Here is a 25,972-nt window from a genome sequence, read left to right on the forward strand (position 1 = left end):
CCTCCCCGTCAGCACGTGGCGCGGTAGGACACATCCGGCAGATAGGTCCGCCAGTCCCGCCGCGAAAGACCCGAACCCGCCCGCTCGCACACGGCGCCGAGCACACGCGCGGGATCGAGCGCGTACTTCTGCGACGGCACATGGGAGCCGCTCGCGTACAGCGTCCTGCCGTCGGAGCTGAAGGCCAGCGCCGTGATCGTGTCGCCGGGTGTGGGCAGGGGCGACCCCAGCGGTCTGCTGGAGGGGACGTCCCACAGCTGGACGGTGCCGGAGAGGGTGGCGACGGCGAGCGTGGTGTTGTCGGGGGAGAAGGCGAGCGCGCGGACCGCGTCGTCGTCCGTGGCGGGCGCGGTGTCGGAGTCGGCGGCGGTCAGGACGGCGCGGCGGGTGGTGCCGGTGCCGTCCCAGATGGTCACGCGACCGTAGGCGTCGCCCGCGGCCAGGTACTGCCCGCCGGGGCTGAACGCCAGCTCGCTGGTCAGGGTGCCGCTCAGCGACGTGCGCACGCTCTTGCCGGTGCGGGGGTCGGCGATGGCCTGCCAGGAGGCGATCCTGGCCGAGTCCCGTCGCACCGCGAGGTCGCCGGAGATACCCGACAGCGTCCTGACCTTCTTGGGCCGGCCGCCGGAGCGCAGGTCCCACACCTCGGTGGTGTCGCGCATCGTCGTGCGGCCCAGGAACAGACGGGAGCCGTCGGCGCTGAGCACGAGGCCGTTCAGACCGCTCCCGCCCATCGCGTTCGCGTCCAGGTCGACCACCGCGTGCTGCCGGCGCTTCCGGACGTCCCAGACGCTGATCCGATCCCGGTCCAGCGCCCTGCCGTCGCCCAACTGCCGTGCCTGCCCGTAGGCGAAGTACCGGCCGCCGGCGCTGAACGACATGAGGTCGGCGCAGTCGTCCGGCGCCTGGATACCGTCGGCCAGTTTGGCCGCGCCCAGTTCCTCGTCCGGTGCCATGTCGTCAGGGCCGGCGGGCTCGGGGGTGTCCTCGGCGGCCCTGGGGCAGGGCTCGACCGGCGGCTCGAAGACGGTCCGCCCGCTGCCGGTGTCGACAAGCCGCAGGTTTCTGCCGTCCTCCGTGTGCCGGACGACGGCCTGGGTGCGTCCGTCCGCGGCCAGCCGCCCCTGGGAGTAGTACTCCTTGCGCCACACCGCGTCGACCGCCGACTTCACGCTCAGCGAGTGCACGACCGTCTGCGACTCGTTGAAGTAGCGCACGGCTCCCGCGCTCCGGTCGAACGCGAAGCCCACGGACGCGCTGCCGACGGTGGCACGGCGCGCCACCGGCGCGTCCGGCGAGGCAAGGCGCCACACCTCGACCCCGTCCGGCGTGGACGCCACCGCGAACTTGCTGTCCGCGCTGAACCGGACGTCCTCAAGGCCTCGGCTCGCCACCCGCGGCGCCTCGCGCCCGCTGCGCAGGTCCCAGCGGCGGATCTCACGGTTGGTGACGCGCGCCAGATGCCTGCTGTCCGGGGTGAACACGAACGTGGCGGCGCCGCAGTCGAACCTCTTCTTGTCCGCGGTCAGCCAGGAGCGCTTGAGCCGCGCGCGCCGGGCGATGTCCCAGACCTCCAGCGGGCCTTCCTCACCGCAGCGGGCCAGCAGACGGTCGTCCGCGCTGAGCGCGAAGCTCTCCGACTTGTGCGGCTGCCGCTGCTTCATGGCCAGGAGGGTGCGGCCACTGCGTACGTCGAAGAGCTTGCTGTACGCGGTGTCCGCGCTCTCTGCCGTACGCGCACCATGCCCTGAGGTGCCCGAACCGCCCGCACCTTCCAACGTGCCTGAATCGCCCGCGCCTTGCGACGAGCTCGAACCACCCGCTCCGTCCGGCACCATCTCTTCGTCTTCGCCCGTGTCCGAGCCGTCCACGTTCCACACCTGCAGCACCACACGCTCGCCGTCGGCGGAGAAGACCACGCTCGGCGGCCCGGTCGCGGGCAGGCGGCTGAGCACACGACCGGCCCGGACGTCCCACATCACCGTGCCTTCGGTCATGGCCAAGGCCAGCGTCCGGCCGTCCGGGCTCACCGTCACATCCGGCCCGTCCGCGGCCAGCTCGCCGAGCCCGGGATACGTACGCGCCCTCGGCCGCAGCTCCCGCATGTCCCAGGTCCGCACGTGCCCCGCGGCCGCCACCACCAGCGTCCGCCCGTCGGCGGTCAACTCGGTCGCCACGGGCTCCTTTCCGCCCTCGGGTCGGGAGAAGGACGACACCTCGTTCTGCGTCATGGCGCCGAGCAGCGCCGAGCGGGTCTCGGTGGACTCCGCGAGCCGCCAGGCGGCGACGCTCAGCCGCATCGCGGTGACCGGGTCGTGATCGCGCATCGTGGCGGCCGCGGCGGCGATGCGGCGGGCCTCCGCCTCGACGTGCCGCCGCTCGCTCGTACGGCTCTCCCGCCACGCCATGGCACCGGCGAGCACCGACAGGACCACCAGGACGGCCAGCGCACCGGACAGGGCGCGGCGCCGGCGCCGCGCACGCGCGCGGGCCTGTCGGCTCGCGGAGAGGAAGGACAGCTCGGGCCCGGTCAGGTCGGCGCATCCGTCGCCGTCGGCGGTGAAGTGCTCCGCCGCCGTGGTCAGGCGGGCGCCCCGGTACAACGCGCCCCGGTCGTGGGCCAGTTCCTCCCAGGTGCGTGCCGCCTCCGTCAGGTGGCGGTGGGCGCGCAGCCGGTCCCGGTGGGCGTCCACCCAGGCTCCGAGGCGGGGCCAGGACGTGATGAGCGCCTCGTGGGCCAGGTCGACGGTGTCGTCGTCGAGGGTGATGAGCCGGGCCCGGGCCAACAGGTCGACCACGGCGTCGACCTCGTCGCGGTCACCGAAGTCGAGTTCGGCGCGCCGGATGGGCCGCCGGGTGTCCTGGGATCCTTCCCCCGGGGCGATCAGCCGCAGCAGGATCAGCCGCGCCAACTCCTTACGGCTGTCCGAGAGCCGGGCGTGGACGTCCTCGGCGGTGCGGGCGATGGCACCGTGGAGGCCGCCGGTGTCCTCGTACCCCTGCAACGTCAGCGTCCGGCCGCGCCTGCGCCGCCAGGTCTCTCGCAGCGCGTGGGACAGCAGCGGCAGCGCCCCCGGCTCGCTCCCGGCCTCCTTCACCAGCCGGGCCGTCAACTCGCGCTCCACGATCAGCCCCGAGACCTGGGCGGGCTTCACGACCGCCTGTCGCAGCTCGGCCGCCGACATCGCCGTGACCAGAAGACTCGCCTCGGACAACACCTCCGCCAGAGCGCGGTGTTCGGCGCAGCGGCCGTAGAAGTCGGCGCGCACACCGAGCACCACCCGCAACCGGCTCTCGGGACGCCGCGCCGCCAGGAGCCCGTCGATGAAGGCGGCCCGCTCCTGCGGATCCCGGCACAGCGTGAACACCTCCTCGAACTGGTCCACGATCAGCCAGGTGTCACCGTCCCCCGCGACGGGCGTAAGCACCTTGGTGTGCGTACGCAAAGGATGCTCGCCCGGTGTGAGGATCCGAAGCGCCGCTGGACGCTCCACCGCGTCGTCGGCCCGCCGCAGCCGGGGTATGAGCCCCGCCCGCAGAAGGGACGACTTGCCGCCCCCGGAGGGACCGAACACCACGGTGAAGCGGGACGCCCGGACACGCTCGACCAGGTCCTCGGTCAGCCGCTCACGCCCGAAGAACAGCCCCTCGTCTCCCGGCTCGTAGCGCGTCAGGCCCCGGTACGGCGACTGCCCGACGTCGCCGTCCCCCTCGTCCAGCGACTCCTCGGCCCGCTCCCGCTCCACCTCGCGCCAGCGGCGCTCCCACTCCTGCGGATCGGCCCCACAGGCCCGCGCGTACGCCAGCGCCACCGCGAGCGACGGCAGTTTCTCCCCCGCGGCCGCCTGCGAAAGCGCCGTCACCGAGTAGCCCACCTGCTGCGCCATCACGCGATACGACGGAGCTCCCGCCTCCCGCCGCACCTTGCGCAACTCCACCGCGAACCGGGCCACCGGCCCGTCCGTCGGATCGAGCGGCTTTTCCCGACGCCCCACCCCACGCCCCCTGTTCCGTTGATGAACCGTGTCAACCTACGAGCCGCCGCTGCTCCCAGCAAGGAATACGGCGGCCCCGCGCGGGTCACGCGACGCGTCCGTGCCGACCCCCACGTGATTGTTCACCAGCACGGAAGCGGGGTGCTGAAAAACGCCGCACGCTGTGAACTCTTCGTCATCAGCACGGCAACGACCCGCCTCGGCGCGGGTCCTGCCGCGCTCTCGATCCGCGGGTTCCACAGACCTCTCCACCGGGGTCGGCCCGCGGAAGGGGAGGGACGAGACATGTCTGCAGCGACGAAGCCGCGCACTCGCTGGCGCAAGGCGGCCACGAACATCGGCGTCACCGGAGCGTTCGCGGGGCTCGTGCTCGGCGGAGCGACGTCCGCCGGCGCCTCCGGCGCGGTGGCGCAGGACGAGAAGAGCCCCCGCTCGTCGAGCGCCGGACCCTTCGCCTTCCACGGGGCGTCCGGCAGCGGCAAGGCCAGGATCAGCGGGAAGTACCAGTACTGGTACGCGGGCTCCGCCCACGGCCGTGCCTTCTACGACGGCAAGTTCTCGGGCGCGAGGGCGCAGGACCGGGCGGCGGGTGACGGCTACGAGGCGGTCCTGGCGCTCAAGTACGACGAGTTCAACGGCGGCGGGTGGCGGACGGTCAAGAACCGCGTGGCCGTGGTCAACAGCACCAAGTCGTGGTCGTTCAGGGGCAAGGACAAGGTCGTCGCGTACGCCTGCGACCGCAAGGTCGGGACGAAGCGGCTCCTGAACTGCAAGCCCTGGCGGTTCTGACCGACGGCCGGTTCTCCGCCCGCCCGTAGCTGTCGCGCAGGGGTCTTTGCTCTACAGGGGTGAGCAAAGACCCTTGCGCGTCCGTGTCCCGGAGGACGGCGAGCCGGTCGGCGAGGCCGAGGACCGGCGCACGGGCACCTCACCGTCGGTCCTCACGGACCTCGCGCCGGTCCGCACCCGCGCTGTCCACGCCCTGGGGCACCGCGACTCCCTGGGGCGCCACGATGAACGCCGTGCCCTTGGCCAGGTCGATGCTGGAGCGGGGCGGCGCACCGTCGCCCTCCTCGTCCCGCAGCAGCAACTCCACCCGCCGCTGCTCCATCTCGACCGTCTTGTTTCCGTTCACGACCGCCGTGAACTCGTCGAAGGCCGTGTTCGACAACGACCGCCCCGTGCGCCGGCGCAGCCACGGGATGAGCCCCAGTCCCGTGAACCATCGCCACACGCTCTCCACCAGGGCGAACAGGACCAGTTGGCAGACGAACGCCGGGAACGACAAGAGCCAGATCGTCATGGACGGCCCCCGCCGAACGTTGTCGCGGCCGCCGTGGTCGTCGCACTGGTCTCGCTGATGGCCATGGGACGACCTTGCTGGATCCGCGGCGCACGGGGATCGGACCTGCGAATGATCCGCTTCCCCCGTACGGCGGAGGCGCTGCCGTGGGAGGTCCGCCGGACATGCCCCGGTCCACCGACCCGGCGACGGATGGCCGGATCCTGTCGGTACATGGCCATCGAGCCACCACCGGGGAAGCCGCTGACCAGCGAGCCTTACGCCGTGCCCCAGTCCGCGGGCACCAACTCCCCAGTACCTCCCACCGCACAAGGAACGTCGTCATGGCCGAGCCCCAGCCCGTCACCGCCCCCTCCACCATGCGAGCCGTGTCCCAGGACCGGGCCGGAGCCCCCGACGTCCTCAAGGTCGTGGAGACCCGGCGGCCGGAGCCGGGCCGGGGCGAGATCCTGGTCCGCGTGCAGGCGGCGGGCGTGAACCCGGCCGACTGGAAGACCCGCGCACGGGGGATGTTCGCCACCGGAGCGACACCTCCCTTCACCCTCGGGTTCGACGTGGCCGGGATCGTCGAGTCGGTGGGCCCCGGCGTGACGATCTTCCACCCGGGCGACGCGGTGTTCGGGATGCCCCGCTTCCCGCATCCGGCGGGTGCGTACGCCGAGTTCGTCACAGCACCGGCCCGCCACTTCGCGCCGCGCCCGCGTGGCCTCGACGCCGTCCAGGCCGGCGCCCTGCCGCTGGCCGGGCTGACCGCCTGGCAGGCCCTGGTCGACACCGCGCAGGTCCGGCCGGGGCAGCGGGTGCTCATCCACGCTGCGGCCGGGGGTGTCGGCCACCTGGCCGTGCAGATCGCGAAGGCCCGCGGCGCACACGTCATCGCCACGGCAAGCGCAGCCAAGCACGACCTCCTGCGCACGCTCGGCGCCGACGAGCTCATCGACTACCGCACCCAGGACGTCGCCGACACCGTCCGCGACGTCGACGTGGTCCTCGATGGCGTCGGCGGCCCCAACTGGACCCGCTCGCTGCGCACCCTGCGCCCGGGCGGCATCCTCATCTCCCTGGTGCCGCCGGACGACACCTTCCCCGTCCAGCAGGCCGAGGAGGCCGGGGCGCGGGCGGTGTTCATGCTCGTCGAGCCCGACCGGCAGGGGCTGCGCGAGATCGGCGCCCTCGTCGAGGACGGCCGCCTGCGGGTCGTCGTCGGCACGGTGCTCCCTCTGGAACAGGCCGCGCAGGCACACGCGTTGGGTGAGACGGGCCGTACCACGGGGAAGATCGTCCTGGCGGTCGGCGCATAGAGGGTCGGCGGACAGACGGTCGTTGGCGGGAGGGCGGGGTGGGCGCATGAGCCCCCCACCCCGCGTACCTCCTGGAAGGCGCCGGTCGTGTGGCCTACCTGCCGTTGGGCGTCGGCGCGCTGCTGCCGGTGTAGGAGGGGAGGTCGGCCACCAGCTTGGTGAGGGCCGGGTCGCCGGCGTAGCGTCGCGCGTGCAGGTCGGCGATCTTCCGGGCGATGTCGGGGTCGTCGCTGTCGGTGGTGTCGTACGAGACGAAGGACTCCACCAGCGGCAGACCGATCCGGTCGGTGTGGGCGTGCGAGGGCGCCATGAGGTACTCCCAGTAGCCTTCGAGGTCCTCGATGACGAAGACGGCGCCGTACTCGAACTCGCCGCCTATGTCTCTGCCGACGACGTACCGCGTGACCGCGTCGATCGACTCGCCCTGGTTGCGCAGGCTGGCGAGCGCTTCCTCGCGCTGTGAGGCGGTGGCGGCCGTCTTGAAGGTGAAGCGGTTGTGGTGGTAGATCATTTCTCTCCCTCGGTGGTCTGGGGGCGTCCTTGGGGGTTCGTGGTCGGCGCTGACCAGTAGCCGAGCAGTGCCGTCACGGCCTGGTCGGCCAGGCGCAGGGCGCGGTCGAAGCCGACGTCCTCGATCGCCCCGATGCCCGCGAGGCCGTGCAGCGTGCCCCACAGCAGGTCGCAGGCGTCCTCGACGCTGTCAGGCTCGGCCCCGGTCTCGGCCGCCCACGCGCCGATCAGCTCCCTGGTGAAGGCGATCACGTCGTCGGCGGCGGCGCGGCGGGTGGAGGCGTCGACGTCCGTGCCCGGCGCGCCCGACATGAGCTGGTAGAGGCCGGGCCGCGACCGGGCGAACTCCAGATACGCGACCGCCGCCAGGTGCGGGCCCCGTGACGCCGGTTCACCGGCCACCGCGGCCCGCAGCCGCTGCGCCAACTCGCCGTTGACCCGCTCAAGGAGCGTGTGCAGGACGGCCTCTTTGCTCGGGAAGTGCTGGTAGATCACCGGCGCGCTGTAGCCGATCTCGGCGGCGATCCGCCGGATGGTCACCGCCCGCCAGCCCTCGGTCTCGGCCATCCGGCCCGCCGCCTCCAGGATCTCGGCGAACGTCCGCTGCCGTACCTCTTCCCGCTTCCCCACCACGAACCCCTAACGACGTTAGAAAATCTAACGCTGTTAGCATTCCGTGCGCTCCCGGACCTGTCAACCCGGTCAGTGGGATCCGTGTTCACCTCGCGCCGGAGAGAGCAACCGCGGGCCGGCCCGTAGCATGAGCGCCATGCGTGAGTTCTTCACAGTCGGTCAACTGCGGTTGTCGTTCCTCGACTTCGGCGGTCCGGGTCTTCCGCTGCTGGCGTTCCACGGGAACTTCAACGAGGCGGCGGTGTTCGGCCCGCTGGCAAAGGCGCTGGCGCCGCAGTGGCGAGTGATCGCGCTGGACCAGCGGGGGCACGGCGAGTCCGACCGTGCAGAGAGCTACGAGCGGGCCGACTTCGTCGCCGACATCGCGGCTTTCCATCGCCACCTCGGGCTCGGATCGGTGCCGATCCTCGGCCATTCCCTGGGCGGCGTGAACGCCTACCAGTACGCCGCCCGGAACGCGGACCGGGTCGAGTCCCTCATCGTCGAGGACGTCGGCGCCGTCGTGGACATCGACTGGAGGTTCACGGCCCGACTGCCGCGCAGGGCACCGTCCCGTGAGGAGTTGGCCTCGGCCATCGGCTGGACGGCGCCCTACTTCGCGTACTCGATGCGCCAGTTCGACGACGGCTGGGGATACTCCTTCGGCATCGACGACACCGTCCTCACCCAGAAGGCCCTCACCGGCGACCACTGGAGCGACTGGGAGTCGGTGACCTGCCCGACCCTGCTGATCCGCGGAACGGACAGCGAGGTACTGGCCGAGGCCCACGCCCAGGAAATGATCGCCCGCAGGGGCGGTCGGGCGCAGCTCGCGGAGATCGCGGCCGGACACGTGGTGCATCACGACGCCCCCGACGAATTCGCCGCGGCCGTACGCACGTTCCTGTCGCACCAACCGGAACGGTAGAGGCTCCCCCCCGCCCGTCCCCGCACGTTCCGGCTCGCCTCTGCCTCTCCCGTTCGTCTCCGCGCGCCTCCGGCGATTCCGCCGCCGGGCGCCGTCTTCGCGCCAACATCCACCGACCGGGCGGATTCCCGATACCCCACCGGAGTCCGCCCCGTTGTCCCTGGCGACGATCACAGCCCGCCATCTTTCCTGCGGCGGGCTGTGCCATGCGCCAGGAAGGGACACTCCCAGCTCATGACCTCACGGCACCGCCTCGGCCGAAGCGCCGCTGTACTGAGCGCCGCCCTCGCCTTCACCACGGCGACCACTGCTCTCACCGCGACCGCCGCCGACAGCGCCCACAAGACCGGCAAGCACACCACCTCGACAGCCGTGGCGCCGCGCGCCGGTGCGGGGTCGGCCCAGGACGTCCCGGACGGCGGCTGGGAGGGGGACGGGCTGCGCCTGAGCGCCGAGGAGAACCGCAAGGTCGACGCCTACGTCGCGCGCGCCCGCCAGGCCGAGCCGGCGATCACCCGCGACGTGCGGGCCGCCGCGCAGCTGGGCGGGGCGGATCTCATCGGGTTCGAGCACCGCCTGAAGTCGCCCGACTCGCTCAAGCGAAAGGTCGCCACCGACCTCAAGGAGTACCCCGAGAACACTGTCGACCAGGCGCTCGCCCGCCTCAACGACGCGGTGCGCTACACCCTCCAGTGGCCCGACCACGAGTACGTCACCGGCGCCACCATCGCCTCCCAAGTGCTGTCCGCATGGGGCAACGACACCACGAAGTGGAGCAACACCTGGGGGCGCGCCCAGGGCTACAAGGGTCTCAACACAGGCTGGCGCGCGCCTGATTCGCGGCAGCGCTTCGAGGTGCAGTTCCACACCCCGGCGAGCAAGTACGCGCAGGAGGAGACGCACAAGCTGTACGAGGAGCAGCGGCTGCCCACGACCAGCCCCGAGCGCAAGAAGGAACTCCAGGAGCAGCAGAACGCGCTGTTCGCCGCAGTGCCGGTGCCGGACGGTGCCCCCGAACTCGCAGCGCCCGCGGCCGTTCCGGCCCCGGTCCCGGCCTTGGCACCTGTGGCGTGAGTCCCGAGGCGTGAGGCCGGGCTCGGCCGCACCGCCGTCAGAGTCCGCTGTTATCGTGCGCCGATGTCAATGATCAAGAAGTTCCAAGTGACCTTCGACTGCGCCGAACCCGAGCGTCTCGCCCGCTTCTGGTGCGAGGTGCTCGGGTACGTCGTACCCCCGCCTCCGGACGGGTTCGCCACGTGGGACGAGTACAAGCAGTCGCTGCCGCCGCAGGAGCGGGATTCCTGGTTCGCCTGCGTCGACCCGTCCGGAGTGGGCCCGCGCCTGTACTTCCAGCGCGTCCCCGAGGGGAAGGCGGCCAAGAACCGGGTGCACCTCGATGTGCGGGTCGGCACCGGGCTCGTGGGCGAGGAGCGCCTCGCTGTGCTCGACGCCGAGCGGGCCCGCCTGGTCCCGCTCGGCGCGGTCCACGTGCGCACCTTGTACGACGGCAATGACTCGTGCATCCCGATGCTGGACATCGAGGGCAACGAGTTCTGCATCGACTGAGCGTCGGGTCGTTCACACAGCGGGACGTGTCGGTTCCGCGGGGCGTGTGGGTTCGGTCTGTTCGGCGGGGTGTGCTGCGGCAGCCGGCCGGCGGGGGAGGGGGCCGAGGCGTTGCCGCCAGGGGATGCGGCGGCCCTGGCCGAGGGCGATTCCGGCGATGACGACCGTCGCCCCGACCGGCTCGTTCCAGGAGATGGCCTCGCCGAGTACCGCGATGCCCAGCGTCACGCCCACCACAGGGGTGAGGTAGGTGACGGTCGAGGCGCTGGTGGCGCCCCACGCGGCCACGACGTTGGTGTTCCACACGTACGCCAGTCCCGTACCGGCCACACCCAGCGCGGCGACGCTGAGCACGACGTTCCACGACAGCTGGACCGGCGCGGTCGCGGTGAACGGAGCGAGCAGCAGCATGACGGCCGCCCCGAGACAGACCTGCACCGTCGCCACCGGGACCGCCGACAGGCCGCGCGGCGAGACGAACCGGCGGATGTACACGAAGGCCAGCCCGTAGGAGAGCGTCGCCAGCAGGCACGCCGCCTGAGCCGCGCCCTCGCCCCCGGAGAATCCGCGCCAGGGCCCGAGGACCATCACGACTCCGGCGAACCCCAGCACCAGACCGGCCAGTTGGGACCGGTTCGGGCGCTCACCGGGCAGCGCGACCGACGCGACGATCAGCGTCATCAAGGGAGTCGTCGCGTTGTAGATGCTGGCAAGCCCCGACGAGACGTGCAGCTCAGCCCACGCGAACAGCGAGAACGGCAGCACGCACAGCAGCACCGACACGACCGCGAGGTGCCCCCACACCGCCGTGTCCCGTGGCAGCCGCTGCCGGGTCACCAGCGTCACCGCCAGCAGCGCCACCGCTCCGGCCAGCATGCGCCCCAGCACCACCTGAGCGGGCGAGAGCCCCGCCAGGCCGACCTTGATGAACAGAAAGCTCGCCCCCCAGGCCAGCGCCAGCAAGAGGAACTGGCCGAGCACCGCACGCGAGCCTTCCGCCCTGGGTCGAGTCATGACGTACTCCCGTGCTCTTCACGCTCCGACACAGCAGGGAGCTCGCGGCATCGACGCGGTGGCCGACGGCTTCGCGAGGTCCACCGGTTCTGTGGGTCAGCGGCCCGCAGCGAGCCGCACACGTAAAGGCTCGCGCGCTGACAGGTCTATCACCGGCGGCATTCGGACATCACGTTCGCGGACCCGCACCAGATATCAGGCACCCGGCCTCAGCCACCTGGCACCCGGCGGAGAATCTAGGCGCCCAGCGGCCCAAGCACCGCGTCCACCACCCGCAACCGCCGCTCCCGCGACCACTCCTCCGCCGCCTCGAACCCGGCCATGACCAGCCCGCCGACGAGGACATCGACGACGTCCGCCTCGTCAGGACCGCCCGCCAGGCGCCGCAGCTCGGCGTCCCACCAGCGGTTGAACGCCGCGAGCTCGGCGCGTACGACCGGCTCGGTCCGCGCCCCGAGGACGATCGCCAGCCAGATCCGCTGCGCGTCGGCCCCGGTGCCGAGCACCGCCCACTCCACCAGCGCGCGCAGAGGACGTTCACTGTCGGCGAGCAGCTCGGTGATCTGGGCCTGCCGGGCCTCGACCTCGTGGCGCACGGCGATCCGGATCAGCTCGTCCCGGCCGCTGACGTAGTGCGTGACCTGCGAGGTGGAAGCGCCGACGGCGGAGGCGACGGCCCGGATCGTCGCTTCGCGGAAGCCGCGCTCGGCGGCGATCTGCAGGACCGCGGCGCCGATGTCGCGACGGCGGGCTGTGTGGTCGACCTGACGGGGCACCCAGCCACTCTTGCACGTCCCGCACTCTTCGTGCAACGCTCGTTGTAAAACACATGATGCAAAAACGGAGGGGTGGAGATGCCTAACGCAGTCGTCGTCGGCGCCGGCTACGCGGGGCTGTGCGCCGCACGCAGACTCCGCACGGCCGGACTCGACGTCCTCGTCCTGGAGGCGAGCGACCGCGTAGGCGGCCGCACCCTCACCGCACGGCTCCCCGGAGGCTGGGCCCTCGACCTAGGCGGCCAGTGGATCGCCCCCGCCCACACCCGATTCGCAGCCCTGGCCCGCGCCTACGACGCGAAGACCTTCACCGGCCACACCCAGGGCGACAACCTCCTCCTGTCCCGGACCGCGCCCCGCCGCTTCTCCGGCCAACTCCCCCCGCTGCCCCCGCACGCGACCGCGGTCCTCGCGATGGCGCTCTGGAAACTCGACCGCCTGACCACCCGCACCCTCACCACCGCCCAGGCGGAGCGCCTCGACTCGACCACCGTCGCCACCTGGCTGCGCCGTCGCCTCCCCGTGCCCCGGGCCCACCGCCTGGCCGAAGCGATCCTGGGCGCGGAACTGTCGGTCGACGTGGCCGGCGTGTCGATGCTCGCCCTGATCACCGCCATCCGCGGCACCGGCGGAGTGAGGGCGGGCACGGAAGCCGAGACGGCAGCGTCCCTCTTCATCGAGGGCGCGGACGGTCCCGCCCGGTCCATCGCCGCCGAACTCGGCGACGCGGTCCGCCTCGACACACCGGTGACATCCATCCACGACACCGGCGACGACGTGCACATCGCCGGCGTACGCGCCGCCCGCGTGATCGTCGCGCTCCCACCACCCCTGGCCGGCCGCATCCACTACAGCCCGGCCATGCCCGCGGCCCGCGACCAACTGACGCAGCGCATGCCCATGGGCGCGGCCCTCAAGACCTTCGCCGTGTACGACACCCCCTTCTGGCGCGGGGACGGACTCTCGGGCCTCGCACTCGACCTCGACGGCCCCATGACCTTCGACGCCTCACGCCCGGGCGGCCCCGGCCTCCTGTGCACCCTGGCCAACGGACCCGCGGCCAGGCGCCTGACCGGCCTCGGCCCGGCCGAACGCAAGGCGACGATCGTCCGGTCCCTCGTCCGCGGATACGGACCCCGCGCCGCCCACCCCGTCGACTGGCACGAGAAGAACTGGTCCGACGACCCGTACTGCCGCGGCGGATACAACGCCTACTTCCCCCCAGGAGTCCTCACCACCGTCGGCCCCGCCCTGCGCACCCCCGTCGGACGCGTCCACTGGGCCGGCAGCGAGACCGCCACCGAGTGGGCCGGCTACATCGAGGGCGCGATCCGCTCGGGCGAACGGGCAGCCGACGAGGTCCTCCAGGCGGAGACGAGGTTCCAGGACCGCCTCGTCGTACCGGACTGACCGGCCCCTGCCCCCGTGGACCACCTTCACCTCGACATGGATGTGCGGATCGCTTCCGCCCAAGACGCCTCCCCGCCCCTGGGAACGGGACGGCCCGAAGTGCTCGTACCCGGTGACATCCGCGGGATACCGCTCACAGCACCCGGACCGGTCAGGCCACAGCACCTCGGCTGGTCAGGGAACCGTTCCTCCACGCCCCGCGTGAGAGGTTGGTGTGTTGTCGGCTGGTGGCAGAGTGACTGGAGGGGCCAGGATGAGAGCGCGGACGTGGGTGAATGTGGCGGTATCGGCGGGTGTGGTGCTGGTGGCGTGCGCGTGCGGCCCGGACAAGTCGAAGGACGACGCGGACACGAAGCCGGAGCGACCGTCCGCGTCCACGGAGCAGAAGGAGCCGTCGTCCCCACCGTCCGAGTCCACACCCTCCAAGAAGCCGTCGGCCACCCCGACCGGCGACCAGCCCGCCCCCAGGACGAAGAAGGGCGCGATCGAGCGCTACGAGCAGTACCTCCACGCCCTCGGCCGTGAAGACGTCGACACGGTCTGCGAGGTGGCCGGGCCCGCCGCGAAGAAGGCGGAGGACGAGGGCGCAGGCCCCTGCAAGTCGTCGTACGCCACCGTCTTCAAGATGATCTCGCCCACGCAGAAGAAGGCCCTCAGGACCGCGACGGTCGACCCGCGGCGCGTCGTGGTGCGCACGCCCGCCAGGATCGAGATGCCGGTCGCAGCGGTGAAGTCCTCCGCCACGTTCTCCGAGAGCGACCTCGGCAGCTACACCCTGGAGTACCTGAAGAAGGACTGGTACATCACCGACTGAACCCGACCCGCCGTGCGCGACCCCGGCCAGGGAGTCAGGCCGGGGCCGGCAGCTCCATCAGGGCGAGCTCTGCCGGGTCGATCACCGCGGTGACCTCGGTGATGCGGCCGTCGACGACGGTGAAGGCCAGGACGGACGCCGGGGTGCCGTCTTCCTTCCAGGAGATGACCCCGGGGCGGCCGTTGACGGTCGCTGTACGTCCATGAGCCGCGCCGCCGGCCACGCGCGCGCGGGTGGCGACCTCGGTGGCTCCGAGCGTGACGAACCGACCCTGCGGCGTGTGGACGGTGAACTTCACCTCGGGGTGAAGGACTTCCAGGAGCCGCTCGAACTCACCGTCGCGGGCGGCGGCCAAGAAGGCGTGAACCACTTCGCGTTGCTGCCGCGCGGTGCTCGCCGGCGGCTCGACACCCTGTACGTTCCGGACCTTCCTGCGGGCACGGCTCGTGAGCATCTTGGTCGCGTCGGCGGACTTGCCGAGAATCGTGCCTATCTCGGCGTGGGGCACGGCGAACACGTCGTGCAGCACGAACGCCAGGCGCTCGTCCGGACGCAGCGAGTCCAGGACGGTGAGGAGCGCGAGGCCGACGGAGTCCCCGAGCTCCACGAGTTCTTCCGGAGCGGGGGCGTCGTCGAGCACCACGGTGAATTCGGGCCCCTGGTCGTCGAGGCCGACGTGCGGGCGACTCCGGCCCGACCGCAGCACATCGAGGCTGATGCGGCCTACCACGGTGGTCAGCCAGCCGCCGAGGTTGTCGATGGTGCCGGTGTCCTGGCGGGACAGCCGCAGCCATGCCTCCTGGACCACGTCCTCCGCGTCGGCGTGCGAGCCGAGCACGCGATGGGCGACGGCTCGCAGCCGCACGCGGTGGGACTCGAAGGCCTCGGAGATCGAATCCACGGGATGAGCTTCAGACACGTTGTTACCTTCCTCGAAACTGCTCCGTCATAGGGGTGACGGGCACCGGCCCCGGAACGTAACCCCGATCAAGGAGAGCACCCTCGCATGGAGAACCGACTCAAGAACAAGAACACGAACAACCCCGACGTATGGACCGCGATTCAGCACCTCCAGAAGGCGATCGCCGCCGGGGGCGTCGACCCGAAGCTGCTCGCCCTGGTCCACCTGCGCGTGAGCCAGATCAACAGCTGCTCGGCGTGCGTCCACGCCGCCGCCACCGGAGGGAAGAAGGCCGGTGAGACCGACGAGCGACTGCACAACGTGGCGGCGTGGCGCGAGGCGCCGTTCTACACGGACGCGGAGCGCGCGGCGCTGTCGCTGGCGGAGGCCGCGACCCGGCTGCAGGACGGCGTGGACGGAGTCACCGACGAGATCTGGGACGAGGTCAACGCCCACTTCACCGAGGAGGAGTTCGGCGCACTGAACCTGGAGATCGCGCTGACCAACTTCTTCAACCGGATCAACCGCACCATCAAGGAACCGGCGGGACGGACCTGGAGCTGAGCCACATCCCTCTGACTCACCAACATCACCCACAGGTCGCGCCCTTCTCTCCCTCCCTGACATCCGGCGGGGCTGCCTCGTCGGATGTGCAGGGACGCACACGGTCCCGCGAACAGCCGTTTCCGCTCCTGTCGGGGAGCGGTCAGGCCCGAGATGGGGAGACGACGATGAAGGCCCGTATTGACTTCCATGGCAACGCGATCGGCGCCAAGCACGTGAAGTACCTGGCGTCGGCGGGCCAGGCGCTGCTCGCCACATCGCTGCCCAAGGCGACGATGGAGCTGGTGGCCCTGCGGATCAGCCAGATCAACGGCTGCGGATTCTGCGCCGACATGCACACCAAGGACGCCGCCCACGCCGGGGAGACCCCGGTACGCCTGAACCTGGTGGCGACCTGGCGCGAGGCGACGGTCTTCTCCGAAGCCGAGCGCGCCGCCCTGGAACTGGCGGAACAGGGCACCCGCGTCGCCGACGCCGCGGGCGGCGTGAGCGATGCGGCCTGGGCGGCCGCGGCCCAGCACTACGACGAGGACCAGCTCGTCGCCCTGGTGTCAGTGATCACGCTGATGAACGCCTTGAACCGTTTGAACGTGATGATTCAGCAGCCCGCGGGGGATTACCAGCCGGGTCAGTTCGGGTAACCGGCGGCCGCACCGGCCGATCGCCGCAGACGATCGGCCGGTGCGGACGGAAAACATCGATGGCCGGACGCCCACTCACCGGGCTCCGGCCATCGGCCCAGGAAAGACCTGCCCAGCAGGCGGTGCCGCACCGCGCGAGCAGCAGCCACTCCTGCGGCCCCGGCTCAACGATCCGCGATTGGGGCGCATCGGCGTGTGTGAAACCGGCCCGACCGGACACCCGCCGCGCTGAGCGGCAGAAGCAGCTTTCCGATCTGCCGTCACGCGAAAATTCGAGCTAGGAGCCTGTGCAATGACCGACAATCTTTGGGGCTATCACCCGACGTCCGGGCACACCGCGGGCATCAACTTGATCGGCTTCAAGGTCGACGCAACGGACGGCACCATCGGCAAAGTCGACAAGCACTCCGACGATGTCAGCTCCGCCTACCTCGTAGTCGACACCGGCGTCTGGATCCTGGGCAAGCACGTCCTGCTTCCGGCCGGCACGGTCAAGCACGTCGACACCGAGAACAAGAGGATTTCCGTCGACCTCACCAAGGAGCAGATCAAGGACTCCCCGGAGTTCGACAAGGACAAGCACATCGGCGACACCGCCTATCACGACCAGCTCAGTGAGCACTACGGTCGCCACCGCCGCATCTGACGAACACAGCCAAACCGAGAACCTGCAGTGCGGCCGGGAACATCCGGCCGCACTGCAGCTCTTACGAAAACGATCGAGGGGACGAGAATGTACATAGGATTCGGCACGGTCGTCGTCATAGTGATTATCGTCGCCATCATCATGGTGATGCGCCGAAGGTGATGTTCATGCGGTGGGTTGCACCCCTAGGAGGGGATACTCGAATGGGTGCGTAATTGCGTGTGTGGCGGCGGGAGTTGAGGTATTATGGATGGTGCGCCTGCTGAGTGAGTGGATTATTGTGCGGGAGGTCCTGGGTGTCGGAGAGGGTCCGCGATTTCGGAAAGTATGGCGCTCGTGGCGTCAAAGGCCATGAGGCCGTCGCGCGTCAACTCGATGCCCTCGCCGGCTATTTCACCACGCCCGTGACATCTCGCCGAGGCCTGCTGGCGCGGCTGCATTACCTGACCCGCAGCGACCACGCACGCCAGGCGGCACGAGCGGCCGGCCTGACGGTGACCGACCGCACGCTCAAGGCCTGGCTGGACGGCAAGCGCAGGCCTTCTCAGCGGAACGTGGAGCGCGTCGAGGCCGCCTACCGCACGGTGCGGCGGCAGAACGTGGCCCGATATCTGCTGCGGCGCCTGAACGCGGAAGGCCGGGGCACGCGCGTGGAGATTCACCCGCTGAACCAGTCCCAGGTGCCCAGGCCGCGCCAGCGGGTCGTGGAATTCCGGAGCTTGAATGTCCGCCAGTGGGACGCGCTGGTTCGGGCCTGGACGGACGCGAATGACGAGGCGCTCGACGACGCCTGGGTGGAGAAGATCGTGGATCTGGGCAGCCAGTGGGGTCAGTACGAGTACGTGACCAACGTGGGATTCGCGGCCTGAGACAGACGGCGCGAAGCCCGTTGACGCCGTACGTTCACGAGTGCGGTCGGCCGACTGCGGCGGCCGACTCCAGCCCCTTCCCGTCCCGGACGGACTTCTCGAGGAGCGTGAAGGACTTCGTCGCACCGCCCGGCTGCGGCTTGCCCTCCTTGTGCCCCACCACCTGATAGCCGGCCCTGAGGTAGTACGCACTCAGACGGGCGTTGCCGGCCAAGCAGTCCAGACGTACGAGAGGCCGACCGACGTCGGCGACGCGGCGTTCCGCGAACCGCAGAAGGTGCTGCCCGGTCCCGGACGGAACACGGCGGTGATCCACCATCAGCCTGTGCACATAGCCGGCCGTCGGAGGCTGCGGCCCCCAGGCATCCTCGTCCTCCCACCACAACTCCCAAGCACCGACCACACGATCACCCGCCTCCGCGAGCCACACCTCCCCGCTCTCCATGACCCGACGGAAGTGGTCCCCGCCCAACTCACCGGGCTGCCACTGCCCAGTGATGCCCTGGGCGATCATCCAGCGGGCGGCATCGTCACGGAGCCGGACGAGAGCAGCAAGGTCGGCGTCGTCGGCGAGACGGAAACGTAGATCATTCACGCCACGATCCTCGCACGGACGCCCTACTGCCTCTCTTCCGCGTCGTATCCGCGACACTGATCCCGCGACGCCTGATGGCGGAACTCGTAGGGTGCATTTATGCGCATACGTCCAACCCTTCGCTTCTGCCTCGCAACTGCCGCCACAGCCGGCTTCCTGGTCGGCTGTTCGGACCAGCACGAAACCCGCGGCAAGGAAGCCGACAAGGGGTCTGCGCATCGGCCCGCCGCGTCCCGCTCAGGCGCAGACCCGTCGCAGGGAAACGCCCGGGCATGGGAACCCGACGACGCCCTCCAGCGGGCAGAACGGGCCCTGGACGCCTACGAGGATGACGGCACCCACCCCGACCTCGTCGACGCCGACACCTCGTACATCGCCGATCGCCTCACCAAGACCTACGCCACCCCCGGCGAGAGGCCCTACCGGCTGGACATCACCTGTGACACCGACGACGTCGAGGAACTCACCCTCACGTTGACGCGCGGTGACGAAGAACAGCCGTACGGCATCGGGTGTGGAGACCCCGAAGCCGATCAATTCAATATCCCGGCGGGCAAACCCTTCAAGATCAGCGCAGCGCCGGTGAAGGGCGGTGCCGGCCTGTTCCTCTGGCGGCTGAACACCATCTCCCCGGATGACGTCGAAGGATGTGAGGACGACATCAAAGCCTGTTAGGTGTGCCGGGCTCCGTGGAGCAAACGCTCCCGGGTGCCGTCGTCCGACCACAACCCGTGGCGCTCATACGTGCTCTGGTCAACGCTCGACGGAGCGGACACGCCTCACCTGTCGGGCGGCGGCACCCGCGCTGCCGAGCAGAGCCACGGTGGACAACAGCCTCTACCGTGACAGCAGTACATGCCGTGTCCAAGGGAACGGGGAACCCCATGCCTGCCTACGTCATCGTCAACGTCGATGTGCTCGACGAGGAGGCCGGCCTGGCCTACGCGTCCGTGGCCCAGACGTCCATCCTCAGCCACGGCGGCCGTTACCTGGTCGCGGGCTCCACGCCCGAGCCCGTCGAAGGCACCTGGGACTCGTCCCGGTTCGTGGTCATCGAGTTTCCCGACATGGACCGGATCCGGGAGTGGTACGAGTCGCCCGAGTACCGGCGGGCCCGAGAGATGCGGGAGGGCAAGGTCCGGGTGGGAATGCTGTTCGTCGAGGGCGCCCCACCCGAGGGCTTCTCCCTCCCGGCCCAGGGCCGGCCGGCGCCCTAATCGTGTTGACCGTCCCCGGCAGGCAGTGCTGGAGTCGGCACGTGGACAGCATCCCCGCCAACCGGCGGCTCTGGAACCAGATCAGCAGCGCCTACCAGGACGAGCACGACCCACGAATCGGCGCCACACCCCGACTGTGGGGCATGTACTCCATCCCGGACGCGCACCTGCAGGCCCTGGGCGACGTCACCGGCAAACGCGTCCTCGAACTCGGCTGCGGCGCCGGCCAGTGGTCCAGGGCGCTCGCCGCCGAGGGCGCCACCGTGGTCGGGCTCGACCTGTCCGAGGCCCAACTCGCCGCAGCGACCCGCGCGATGGGAGCGGCCCGCTACCCGCTGGTGCAAGGCGCCGCCGAACAACTCCCCTTCGCCGCAGGCAGCTTCGACCTGGTGTTCTGCGACTTCGGCGGACTCAGCTGGGCGCCCCCGCACCTGGCCGTCCCGCAGGCCGCACGCGTCCTGGACCGAGGTGGGCGCCTGGTGTTCAACGTCGCCAGCCCATGGTTCGAAGCCTGCTACGACGAAGCCGCCAGCCGCGTGACCACGACGCTGCAGCAGGACTACTTCGGACTGAACACCATCGCCGAAGGCGATGGCGCGACCAGCTATCAGCTGACCTACGGCGACTGGGTCAGGCTCCTGCGCGGCGCGGGTCTCATCATCGACGACCTCATCGAGCCACGGCCCGAACCCGGAACACTCAACGGCTACAACGAGACCGACCCACTCGACTGGGCACACCGCTGGCCGGCGGAACTGCTCTGGGTAACCCACAAACCGTAAGGTCCATCGCGCTGAGAGGGGCGAACCGTGTGTCCGAGCAGCCCGAGGAAGGCGCCTGTCCGCGTCGGGTTCCGTCGTCCCGGACGCCGGAACATGAGCGAAGGCCATGCGGCGATCCAGCTACCCGAGGGGTCTTGGTGGGACTGGGACGTCGTGGAGTGGAACGCAGGCCGACTCCGCCTCGGTGCTGCGCACGACATCTCGTACGCACACCATCTCGAACTGGTCTTCACCGAACCGGTCTTGGTGAGGTGCCCGTCCAGCTTCCAGGACCCGGTCTTCCGTGCGCCGACGCCGGGAGAGACGCAGCTGGTCGCCGACCAGGTAGGGGAGCTGCCCCCTGTCGTCTGTGCCTTCGAGGCAGATGCGGGCGGTCCGGACCGGGCCGCCTGTCTGATCGCTGCCGAGCAACTCGACATGGTCCAGGGCACTGTCTTCCGCTACTGGCGCGAACTGACCGCCGGTGAACGTCTCGCGCCGTGGGTGCATCCTCCCGAAGGCTGACCGGCCGCGGTCTGTGCCGTGACCGCTTCCGTAACCGTCAGGGGCGGGGGAAATGTATGCGCAGCAGGCAGCGATGGGCCTGTGACGAGCACAGGGCAGAAATCAGGTGCTCGTGCGCGGGCGAACGCGGGATGCTGCCGCCATGATTGACCGCGCGTTCGCCATACGGCTGGCCCAGGAAGACCTGGACCGCAGGTACTCGGGGTGGCTGGTGGTGACCGAGGCTGAGAAGCACGAGCTCGTCTGGATCGTCTACTACCAATCCGCAGAGTACGCACGAACGGGAGATACCGCTCACATGGTGGGTGGCAACGGCCCCTGTCTCGTGGACCGTGCCGACGGCGGCCTCCAATCGTGGGCGGGCTCCTCACGCTGTATCTGCAGAGCGGCGACCGCCCAGCGGCCGACCAGGACAGCACGCCCTCGGACACTCCATCAGCCACCTACGACTACGTCCGCTGCCCGAGCCCGGCCGAGTCGGAGGAGAGCACGTTGCAGGCGTGCGCCTACCCGAGGGAGGACTAAAGGTCTGTGTGGGCGTTGTGGTCATACGACGTCACGCAGCTCTAGAGCCGGCAGCTGATCTCCATCCCGTCCTCCACGGGGAACGTGACGCTCTGGTAGCCGTTCCGGGAGTCGCGGACGTGGTCGAGGTAGGGCGCGAGGTCCTCCAGGTCGACGTCGTCGGCGACGACGAGGGTGCCGGGTGCGAGGCGTGGTTCGAGGAGCCGCAGGACGGGCAGGCACAGGTCCTTCCAGCCGTCGAGGAGGACGAAGTCCGCGGGGTCGGTGAGTGCGGCGAGGGTGTCACGGGCGTCGCCTTCGAGGACGGTGATCACGTCGTCGAGACCCGTCTCGGCGAACGTCCGGCGGGCGGCCGCGGCCTTGGCGGCGCTCAACTCCGTACTGATCACGCGCCCCGCCCCGTTGTCGCGCACCGCGGCGGCGAGATGGAGCGTCGAGATGCCGAAGGACGTGCCGAACTCGACGACGGTGGCGGGCCGGACGGCCCGAATCAGGTTGTAGAGAAGGCGGCCGCCCTGGGCGGAAATCGGCATGTACACCTCCGCGTTGACGTCGGCCTGCTCCTGCGGGCCGAGGGGCGCGGAGCCCTGGGGCAGCGCCGCCCGGGCGCGCTTGCCGGTCTCCTCGTCCTGCTCGGCATACCGGAACATCCGGTCGAGGGCGGAGGCGACGCGGGGGTCTTCGAGGGTGTTGGTCGGTGTCATGAATCTAGAGTAGACGCACCGTTGCGTAGCGTCTAGGGATTCTGGCCTACCCTGGCCCCAGGAGGCAGACATGGGACGAGGAAGTACGGCCGCCGCGGCGGCCGGGCCGCAACCGGCGGCACGCCACCACGGCAACAGGCACGGCCGCAGTGAACAGGCCCGGCAGGCGGTCCTTGAGGCGGCCGACGACCTCTTGGTCGAGAAGGGCTTCACCGGCGTCACCATCGAGGGCATCGCCGCCCGGGCGGGCGTCGCCAAGCAGACCGTCTACCGCTGGTGGAAGACCAAGACCGACGTCCTCCTGGACGCCTTCCTCCAGGACGCGGCCGAAGCCCTGACCCCGCCGGACCACGGCGACCTGGCCCCGGACCTGCGCGCCCACCTGCGCCAACTCGCCCTGTTCCTCACCCGGTCCGACGCGGGCGCCGTCTTCAAGGCTCTCATCGGGCACGCCCAGCACGATCCCGCGTTCGCCGCCGCCCTGCGGTCCGGGTACCTCGACGAACAGCGCCGACGCGACCGACTCCCGCTGGAACGCGCGGTGGAACGCGGTCAGCTCGCCGCCGGACTCGACCTGGCGGCGGAGATCGACCAACTCGTGGGACCGGTCTACCACCGCGTCCTGGTCACGGCGGAACCCGTCGACCAGGCATTCACCGACCGCCTCGTCGAGGAGTTCCTGCGCCGCGCGGACGTGGCGGACGTAGCGGAGGCAGCCGACGCGGGGGAGAGGGGGAGCCGATGACTCTCAAGGCAGGCCAGCGGGTGGTGCTGGCAGCGGACACCCGGCTGACCGATTCGGTGGAGGTGTCGGGGCTCGTCGTCGGGTTCCTGTCCCTCGCGGCGGGCACCGGAGGGACCGTCGAGCAGGTGGTCGGCCACCAGGAGGAGAGCGACGACGACGTGCGCGAGTACGAGCGGCTCAAGTCGCTGCTCGACTCCTTCGGGGGCCAGATGCCCACCGAGAGCAGGAGACAGCTCGAGGAGAAGGTCGGCTCGCTCGAACCCGCGTGGACCGCCTTCCAGGAACGGGTGCCTCGCGTGAGCGTGCGGGTCCGCTTCGACAACGGGTTCATCCTCGACGGGGCCCAGGAGGACGTCTTCGTCCCCGCCTGAGGGCGCGTACCGGACCGTTGCCACCTGCTCTCCCGGCACCCAGGTCCGCCCTCAATCAAGCCTTGGCCGGTATGGCCGACCTGGCGGCCTGCTCGATCTTCGCGCGGTAGGCCGCCCGGGCTTCCTCGTCGATCGGCTGCTCGTTCTCCGAGCGCACCCCGGTCCGGCCGTCGAGGCTCTCGCGCAGGATGTCGGCGTGCCCGGCATGCCGGATGGACTCGCCGAGGACATGGACCATGATGGCGAACAGGTTCGTGTTGGGAGATGGCTCCGGCCACCACGGCACGTGGCCGGGGGCGTCGAGGGGAAGCTCGTTGATCGTCGCGTCCGAGTGTTCCCACGTACGCCGGTAGAACCCGATGATCTGTGCGCGGGTCTCGTCCTCGGCCGCCCACTGATCGCTGCCGTCGTGGTCCTGCCACCGGCACAGCGGTTCCGGGGAGGGGCGGTGGAAGACCTCGCCGAAGTATCTGGCCTCGACGGTGGCCACGTGTTTGACCAGGCCGAGGAGGTTGGTCCCGGTCGCTGTCAAAGGCCGGCGGGCGTCGTACTCGGACAGACCGTCGAGCTTCCAGAGCAGCGCCTCGCGGTCCCGCCGCAGTCTCCCGTGCAGGTTGCCCTTCGCGAATTCATCGATCATGCGGCGTGAGCCTGCCACGGGCTGCCAGTGGTCTCAAGATCCGTACGTGGTCCGCGACGACAGGCAGAGCCGAGGAGTGCCCCTGTCCGGACCCGGCCTAGGCAAGATCCCGAGCGCTACCCCACGGCGGGCGCCTGGGCGCCGGGTTCCCAGCCGGTCTCGGTCGCCCAGCGTTCGGCTGCCGTCATCAGGACCTCCGTGGCAGCGGCCTTGATCTGCCCGTAGCCCGGCAGGTCCGGCACACTGAGAGCCAGCCGCTGCTTGAACGCCCCCCACGCGTGGCGCGCGGTTTCGTCCGCGCGCAAGTAGTCACGGAACAGGAGGGCGAAGCGAGCGTTCGGGCCGCCTTCCGCACGCAGATGGACGTTGCACCGTCGCGCACCGGGCGGCGGCGCGAACACGAGCTTCCGGCATTCCTGCCGCCCGGAGATCTCCACGCGGTTCCATGGTTCGGGGCGGCAACGGAAGCCGATCGCGGCAAAGAGCCCGACGTACCGGGACTCGTCGATCGTCGCGACCCGCACTTGAACGTCCACGCAGTCCTTGGCCGCCAGCCCTGGCACCGAGGTCGATCCCACATGGTCGATCGCGCAGGCGTGGCCTCCGAGAGCGTCCCGCAGCTTTCCGGCGAGCGACTCGAAGTCCGCTCTCCACTGCGGCTGGTAGTCCAACACGGCCACGGTGTTCGGCTCATCAGGGAACGGCATGGCTCCAGCATGCACCGCCGACGAGACGAGGGGACCGGATCGCCCGTGGGCCCGGCCCCGGACGGTCCGGCCCCGCTCACAGGCCCTCGAAGGGTCAGGTCAGGTCGAGGAAGCTCCACCGGGCGTCCGGCTGGGCACCGCTCAGCCACTTGCCGCAGTTCTGGAGCACGACCGGGCTCGACGTGATGTGCTGCGCGCCCGTCCCGAGGTCGCGCAGGAAGCGGTCGACGGGGCCGCGGCGGATCGCCGCCGAGCCGGCCCAGCGGTGTACGGTGCGGCCCACCTCGTACGCGGTCGATGTCGTGTGGTTCAGGGCGAGACGGATCAGAGTGTCCTGCTCCGTGCTCGGCAACTCGCCCCGGTCCAGGGTCTGTTCGACGCCCTGCCAGACGTCGTACACCCAGGCCCGGGCTGCCCGGAGTGTGGCCTCCGCCGTCGCGTACTCGGCGTGGAACTGCGAGGTGTCGACCGCGGCGCCCCGCGAACCGGTCCGCGCCGCGGCGACCCGCTTCAGCTCGTCCAGGAGGCGTCGGCCGACGCCGAGGGCCCAGCCCGTGTGCCCGATCGCGGACATGTTGACCAGGCCGAGGAGGTAGATGGCGCCGCCGTTGACGGGGGTGTCCGTGGTCGCGACGTAGGTGTACTCGTGCGGTACGTACACGTCCGTGCAGTGGTAGTCGATGCTGTGCGTCGCGCGCAGCCCGAGCACGTCCCAGTTGCCGTCCAGCGTCACCTGCGACTTCGGCATCGCGAGGACGCGCAGCTCACCGGTGCCCTCGACCTGGATCGCGCTGTGGATGTGGGTGGCGTGCGCCATCCCGGAGGCGAACTGCCACTGGCCGCTGACCAGGTAGCCGCCCTCCACGGGCACGGCACGGCCGGGGCGTGTGCCGTGCCCGGAGAGCAGGGCGTACTTCCCGTTCGCCACGTCGGGGAACAGCTCGGCCGCCGCGCTCTCGGCGAGGTACGCCGCGGTGGTCCCCGTCATCATCTGCAGCGCGAACATGGTCCACCCGGCCGAGGCGTCGTGATAGCTCGCCCGCTCCGCCGTCTCGATCAGCTGCCGCGGCGCGAACTCGTATCCGCCGAGGCTCAGCGGAAGCTCGGCCCGCACGATCCCGGTGTCGAGCAGCGCCCGCGCCGTGTCCTCCGGGAGCCTCCCCAACTCCTCGGCGGCATCGGCCCGTTCATCGAGCATCCCGCCGAGCGCGTCGATCCGCTCCAGTACGTCCGCCAGTTCCGCGCTGACGTGCAGCTGACCCTTGTCCCCCATGAAGTTCCTCTCCTCGTGGCCTGATTCCCGATCGTCTCACGCAGCAGCCCGACGGGCGG

At 70.4% G+C, this 25,972-nt stretch carries 30 protein-coding genes and 1 pseudogene; 19 read left to right on the forward strand and 12 right to left on the reverse strand.

The features are described from left to right. Positions 1–8 precede the first annotated feature (8 nt). Positions 9–3,995: a DNA-binding protein gene (locus tag AB6L24_RS19365; RefSeq protein WP_405656780.1), complete on the reverse strand. Its 3,987-nt coding sequence runs from the start codon at positions 3,993–3,995 to the stop codon at positions 9–11. A 285-nt stretch (positions 3,996–4,280) separates the two neighbouring features. Here AB6L24_RS19365 and AB6L24_RS19370 point away from each other — a divergent pair, with 285 nt between their 5' ends. Continuing rightward, positions 4,281–4,784 carry a hypothetical protein gene (locus AB6L24_RS19370; RefSeq protein WP_405656781.1) on the forward strand — a complete coding sequence of 168 codons (504 nt, stop codon included), beginning with the start codon at positions 4,281–4,283 and terminating at the stop codon, positions 4,782–4,784. A 139-nt stretch (positions 4,785–4,923) separates the two neighbouring features. Here the strand turns inward: AB6L24_RS19370 and AB6L24_RS19375 are convergent, their stop codons facing one another. Continuing rightward, positions 4,924–5,298 (reverse strand): DUF6191 domain-containing protein, encoded by a 375-nt coding sequence (locus tag AB6L24_RS19375; protein WP_405656782.1) that lies wholly within the window; start codon positions 5,296–5,298, stop codon positions 4,924–4,926. Between the two features lie 323 nt (positions 5,299–5,621). On the opposite strand from AB6L24_RS19375, the gene AB6L24_RS19380 reads away from it, so the two are divergent. Then, entirely contained in the window at positions 5,622–6,599 is a 978-nt protein-coding gene (locus AB6L24_RS19380; protein WP_405656783.1) for an NADP-dependent oxidoreductase, read from the forward strand. Between the two features lie 94 nt (positions 6,600–6,693). Here the strand turns inward: AB6L24_RS19380 and AB6L24_RS19385 are convergent, their stop codons facing one another. Beyond that, positions 6,694–7,110: a Dabb family protein gene (locus AB6L24_RS19385; protein ID WP_405656784.1), complete on the reverse strand. Its 417-nt coding sequence runs from the start codon at positions 7,108–7,110 to the stop codon at positions 6,694–6,696. Then, positions 7,107–7,739, reverse strand: a complete 633-nt coding sequence (locus AB6L24_RS19390) for a TetR/AcrR family transcriptional regulator (protein WP_405656785.1) — start codon at positions 7,737–7,739, stop codon at positions 7,107–7,109. The genes AB6L24_RS19385 and AB6L24_RS19390 overlap by 4 nt, the downstream gene beginning before the upstream one ends. Before the next feature lie 139 nt (positions 7,740–7,878). On the opposite strand from AB6L24_RS19390, the gene AB6L24_RS19395 reads away from it, so the two are divergent. From AB6L24_RS19395 to AB6L24_RS19405, 3 genes are all read left to right on the forward strand, one after another. Next, positions 7,879–8,649, forward strand: coding sequence for an alpha/beta fold hydrolase (locus AB6L24_RS19395; protein ID WP_405656786.1), 771 nt, complete (start codon positions 7,879–7,881; stop codon positions 8,647–8,649). A gap of 234 nt (positions 8,650–8,883) precedes the next feature. After that, positions 8,884–9,723, forward strand: a complete 840-nt coding sequence (locus AB6L24_RS19400; RefSeq protein WP_405656787.1) for an ATP nucleotide 3'-pyrophosphokinase — start codon at positions 8,884–8,886, stop codon at positions 9,721–9,723. Positions 9,724–9,786: 63 nt separating this feature from the next. Further along, complete coding sequence (locus tag AB6L24_RS19405; protein WP_405656788.1) at positions 9,787–10,215, forward strand: VOC family protein; 429 nt, start codon at positions 9,787–9,789, stop codon at positions 10,213–10,215. 12 nt (positions 10,216–10,227) lie between these two features. On the opposite strand, the gene AB6L24_RS19410 is transcribed toward AB6L24_RS19405, so the two are convergent. After that, positions 10,228–11,229, reverse strand: a complete 1,002-nt coding sequence (locus AB6L24_RS19410; RefSeq protein WP_405656790.1) for a DMT family transporter — start codon at positions 11,227–11,229, stop codon at positions 10,228–10,230. Positions 11,230–11,465: 236 nt separating this feature from the next. Next, complete coding sequence (locus AB6L24_RS19415) at positions 11,466–12,005, reverse strand: hypothetical protein (protein WP_405656792.1); 540 nt, start codon at positions 12,003–12,005, stop codon at positions 11,466–11,468. Positions 12,006–12,083: 78 nt separating this feature from the next. Here AB6L24_RS19415 and AB6L24_RS19420 point away from each other — a divergent pair, with 78 nt between their 5' ends. Beyond that, a complete protein-coding gene (locus tag AB6L24_RS19420) occupies positions 12,084–13,415 on the forward strand; it encodes a flavin monoamine oxidase family protein (protein WP_405656793.1) in 1,332 nt (443 codons plus the stop codon). A gap of 253 nt (positions 13,416–13,668) precedes the next feature. Then, entirely contained in the window at positions 13,669–14,229 is a 561-nt protein-coding gene (locus tag AB6L24_RS19425) for a hypothetical protein (protein ID WP_405656795.1), read from the forward strand. A gap of 34 nt (positions 14,230–14,263) precedes the next feature. Here AB6L24_RS19425 and AB6L24_RS19430 read toward each other — a convergent pair whose 3' ends face one another. After that, positions 14,264–15,130 carry a sigma-70 family RNA polymerase sigma factor gene (locus AB6L24_RS19430; protein ID WP_405656797.1) on the reverse strand — a complete coding sequence of 289 codons (867 nt, stop codon included), beginning with the start codon at positions 15,128–15,130 and terminating at the stop codon, positions 14,264–14,266. Between the two features lie 105 nt (positions 15,131–15,235). Between AB6L24_RS19430 and AB6L24_RS19435 the strand changes: the two genes are divergently transcribed. The 4 genes from AB6L24_RS19435 (at position 15,236) to AB6L24_RS19450 (ending at position 17,850) form a co-directional block, all read left to right on the forward strand. After that, positions 15,236–15,694, forward strand: a complete 459-nt coding sequence (locus tag AB6L24_RS19435; RefSeq protein WP_405656798.1) for a carboxymuconolactone decarboxylase family protein — start codon at positions 15,236–15,238, stop codon at positions 15,692–15,694. A gap of 167 nt (positions 15,695–15,861) precedes the next feature. Continuing rightward, positions 15,862–16,335, forward strand: a complete 474-nt coding sequence (locus AB6L24_RS19440) for a carboxymuconolactone decarboxylase family protein (RefSeq protein WP_405656800.1) — start codon at positions 15,862–15,864, stop codon at positions 16,333–16,335. Positions 16,336–16,627: 292 nt separating this feature from the next. Further along, positions 16,628–16,981 (forward strand): PRC-barrel domain-containing protein, encoded by a 354-nt coding sequence (locus AB6L24_RS19445; RefSeq protein WP_405656801.1) that lies wholly within the window; start codon positions 16,628–16,630, stop codon positions 16,979–16,981. A gap of 296 nt (positions 16,982–17,277) precedes the next feature. After that, positions 17,278–17,850, forward strand: coding sequence for a transcriptional regulator (locus AB6L24_RS19450; protein ID WP_405656802.1), 573 nt, complete (start codon positions 17,278–17,280; stop codon positions 17,848–17,850). 34 nt (positions 17,851–17,884) lie between these two features. Here the strand turns inward: AB6L24_RS19450 and AB6L24_RS19455 are convergent, their stop codons facing one another. Beyond that, positions 17,885–18,445: a GNAT family N-acetyltransferase gene (locus AB6L24_RS19455; RefSeq protein WP_405656804.1), complete on the reverse strand. Its 561-nt coding sequence runs from the start codon at positions 18,443–18,445 to the stop codon at positions 17,885–17,887. 99 nt (positions 18,446–18,544) lie between these two features. Here AB6L24_RS19455 and AB6L24_RS19460 point away from each other — a divergent pair, with 99 nt between their 5' ends. The 6 genes and pseudogenes from AB6L24_RS19460 to AB6L24_RS19485 all read left to right on the forward strand — a co-directional run bounded on the left by AB6L24_RS19460 (position 18,545) and on the right by AB6L24_RS19485 (position 21,473). Then, complete coding sequence (locus AB6L24_RS19460; RefSeq protein WP_405656806.1) at positions 18,545–19,120, forward strand: hypothetical protein; 576 nt, start codon at positions 18,545–18,547, stop codon at positions 19,118–19,120. 209 nt (positions 19,121–19,329) lie between these two features. Next, on the forward strand, positions 19,330–19,662 hold the full coding sequence (locus AB6L24_RS19465; protein ID WP_405656807.1) for a DUF1330 domain-containing protein: 333 nt from the start codon (positions 19,330–19,332) through the stop codon (positions 19,660–19,662). 41 nt (positions 19,663–19,703) lie between these two features. Next, positions 19,704–20,444 carry a class I SAM-dependent methyltransferase gene (locus tag AB6L24_RS19470; protein WP_405656808.1) on the forward strand — a complete coding sequence of 247 codons (741 nt, stop codon included), beginning with the start codon at positions 19,704–19,706 and terminating at the stop codon, positions 20,442–20,444. A 93-nt stretch (positions 20,445–20,537) separates the two neighbouring features. Further along, positions 20,538–20,948 (forward strand): hypothetical protein, encoded by a 411-nt coding sequence (locus AB6L24_RS19475; protein ID WP_405656810.1) that lies wholly within the window; start codon positions 20,538–20,540, stop codon positions 20,946–20,948. Between the two features lie 142 nt (positions 20,949–21,090). Further along, positions 21,091–21,249: pseudogene (locus AB6L24_RS19480) on the forward strand (YrhB domain-containing protein); the annotation flags it as partial. Positions 21,250–21,302: 53 nt separating this feature from the next. Then, a complete protein-coding gene (locus AB6L24_RS19485; RefSeq protein WP_405657242.1) occupies positions 21,303–21,473 on the forward strand; it encodes a hypothetical protein in 171 nt (56 codons plus the stop codon). A gap of 41 nt (positions 21,474–21,514) precedes the next feature. Here AB6L24_RS19485 and AB6L24_RS19490 read toward each other — a convergent pair whose 3' ends face one another. Further along, the gene (locus tag AB6L24_RS19490; protein WP_405656811.1) at positions 21,515–22,177 is read right to left on the reverse strand and encodes an O-methyltransferase; all 663 of its coding nucleotides are present in this window, start codon (positions 22,175–22,177) and stop codon (positions 21,515–21,517) included. Between the two features lie 70 nt (positions 22,178–22,247). Between AB6L24_RS19490 and AB6L24_RS19495 the strand changes: the two genes are divergently transcribed. Continuing rightward, positions 22,248–22,922: a TetR/AcrR family transcriptional regulator gene (locus AB6L24_RS19495; protein ID WP_405656813.1), complete on the forward strand. Its 675-nt coding sequence runs from the start codon at positions 22,248–22,250 to the stop codon at positions 22,920–22,922. Further along, complete coding sequence (locus AB6L24_RS19500; RefSeq protein ID WP_405656814.1) at positions 22,919–23,293, forward strand: hypothetical protein; 375 nt, start codon at positions 22,919–22,921, stop codon at positions 23,291–23,293. The genes AB6L24_RS19495 and AB6L24_RS19500 overlap by 4 nt, the downstream gene beginning before the upstream one ends. 55 nt (positions 23,294–23,348) lie before the next feature. Here the strand turns inward: AB6L24_RS19500 and AB6L24_RS19505 are convergent, their stop codons facing one another. The 3 genes from AB6L24_RS19505 to AB6L24_RS19515 form a co-directional block, all read right to left on the reverse strand. Then, positions 23,349–23,933: a DinB family protein gene (locus tag AB6L24_RS19505; RefSeq protein WP_405656815.1), complete on the reverse strand. Its 585-nt coding sequence runs from the start codon at positions 23,931–23,933 to the stop codon at positions 23,349–23,351. A gap of 116 nt (positions 23,934–24,049) precedes the next feature. After that, positions 24,050–24,640, reverse strand: a complete 591-nt coding sequence (locus AB6L24_RS19510; RefSeq protein ID WP_405656816.1) for a GrpB family protein — start codon at positions 24,638–24,640, stop codon at positions 24,050–24,052. 94 nt (positions 24,641–24,734) lie between these two features. Continuing rightward, complete coding sequence (locus AB6L24_RS19515) at positions 24,735–25,913, reverse strand: acyl-CoA dehydrogenase family protein (RefSeq protein ID WP_405656818.1); 1,179 nt, start codon at positions 25,911–25,913, stop codon at positions 24,735–24,737. Positions 25,914–25,972 lie beyond the last annotated feature (59 nt).

It is taken from the genome of Streptomyces sp. RK9 (genome assembly GCF_045070545.1).
GTDB classification, from domain to species: domain Bacteria; phylum Actinomycetota; class Actinomycetes; order Streptomycetales; family Streptomycetaceae; genus Streptomyces; species Streptomyces alboflavus.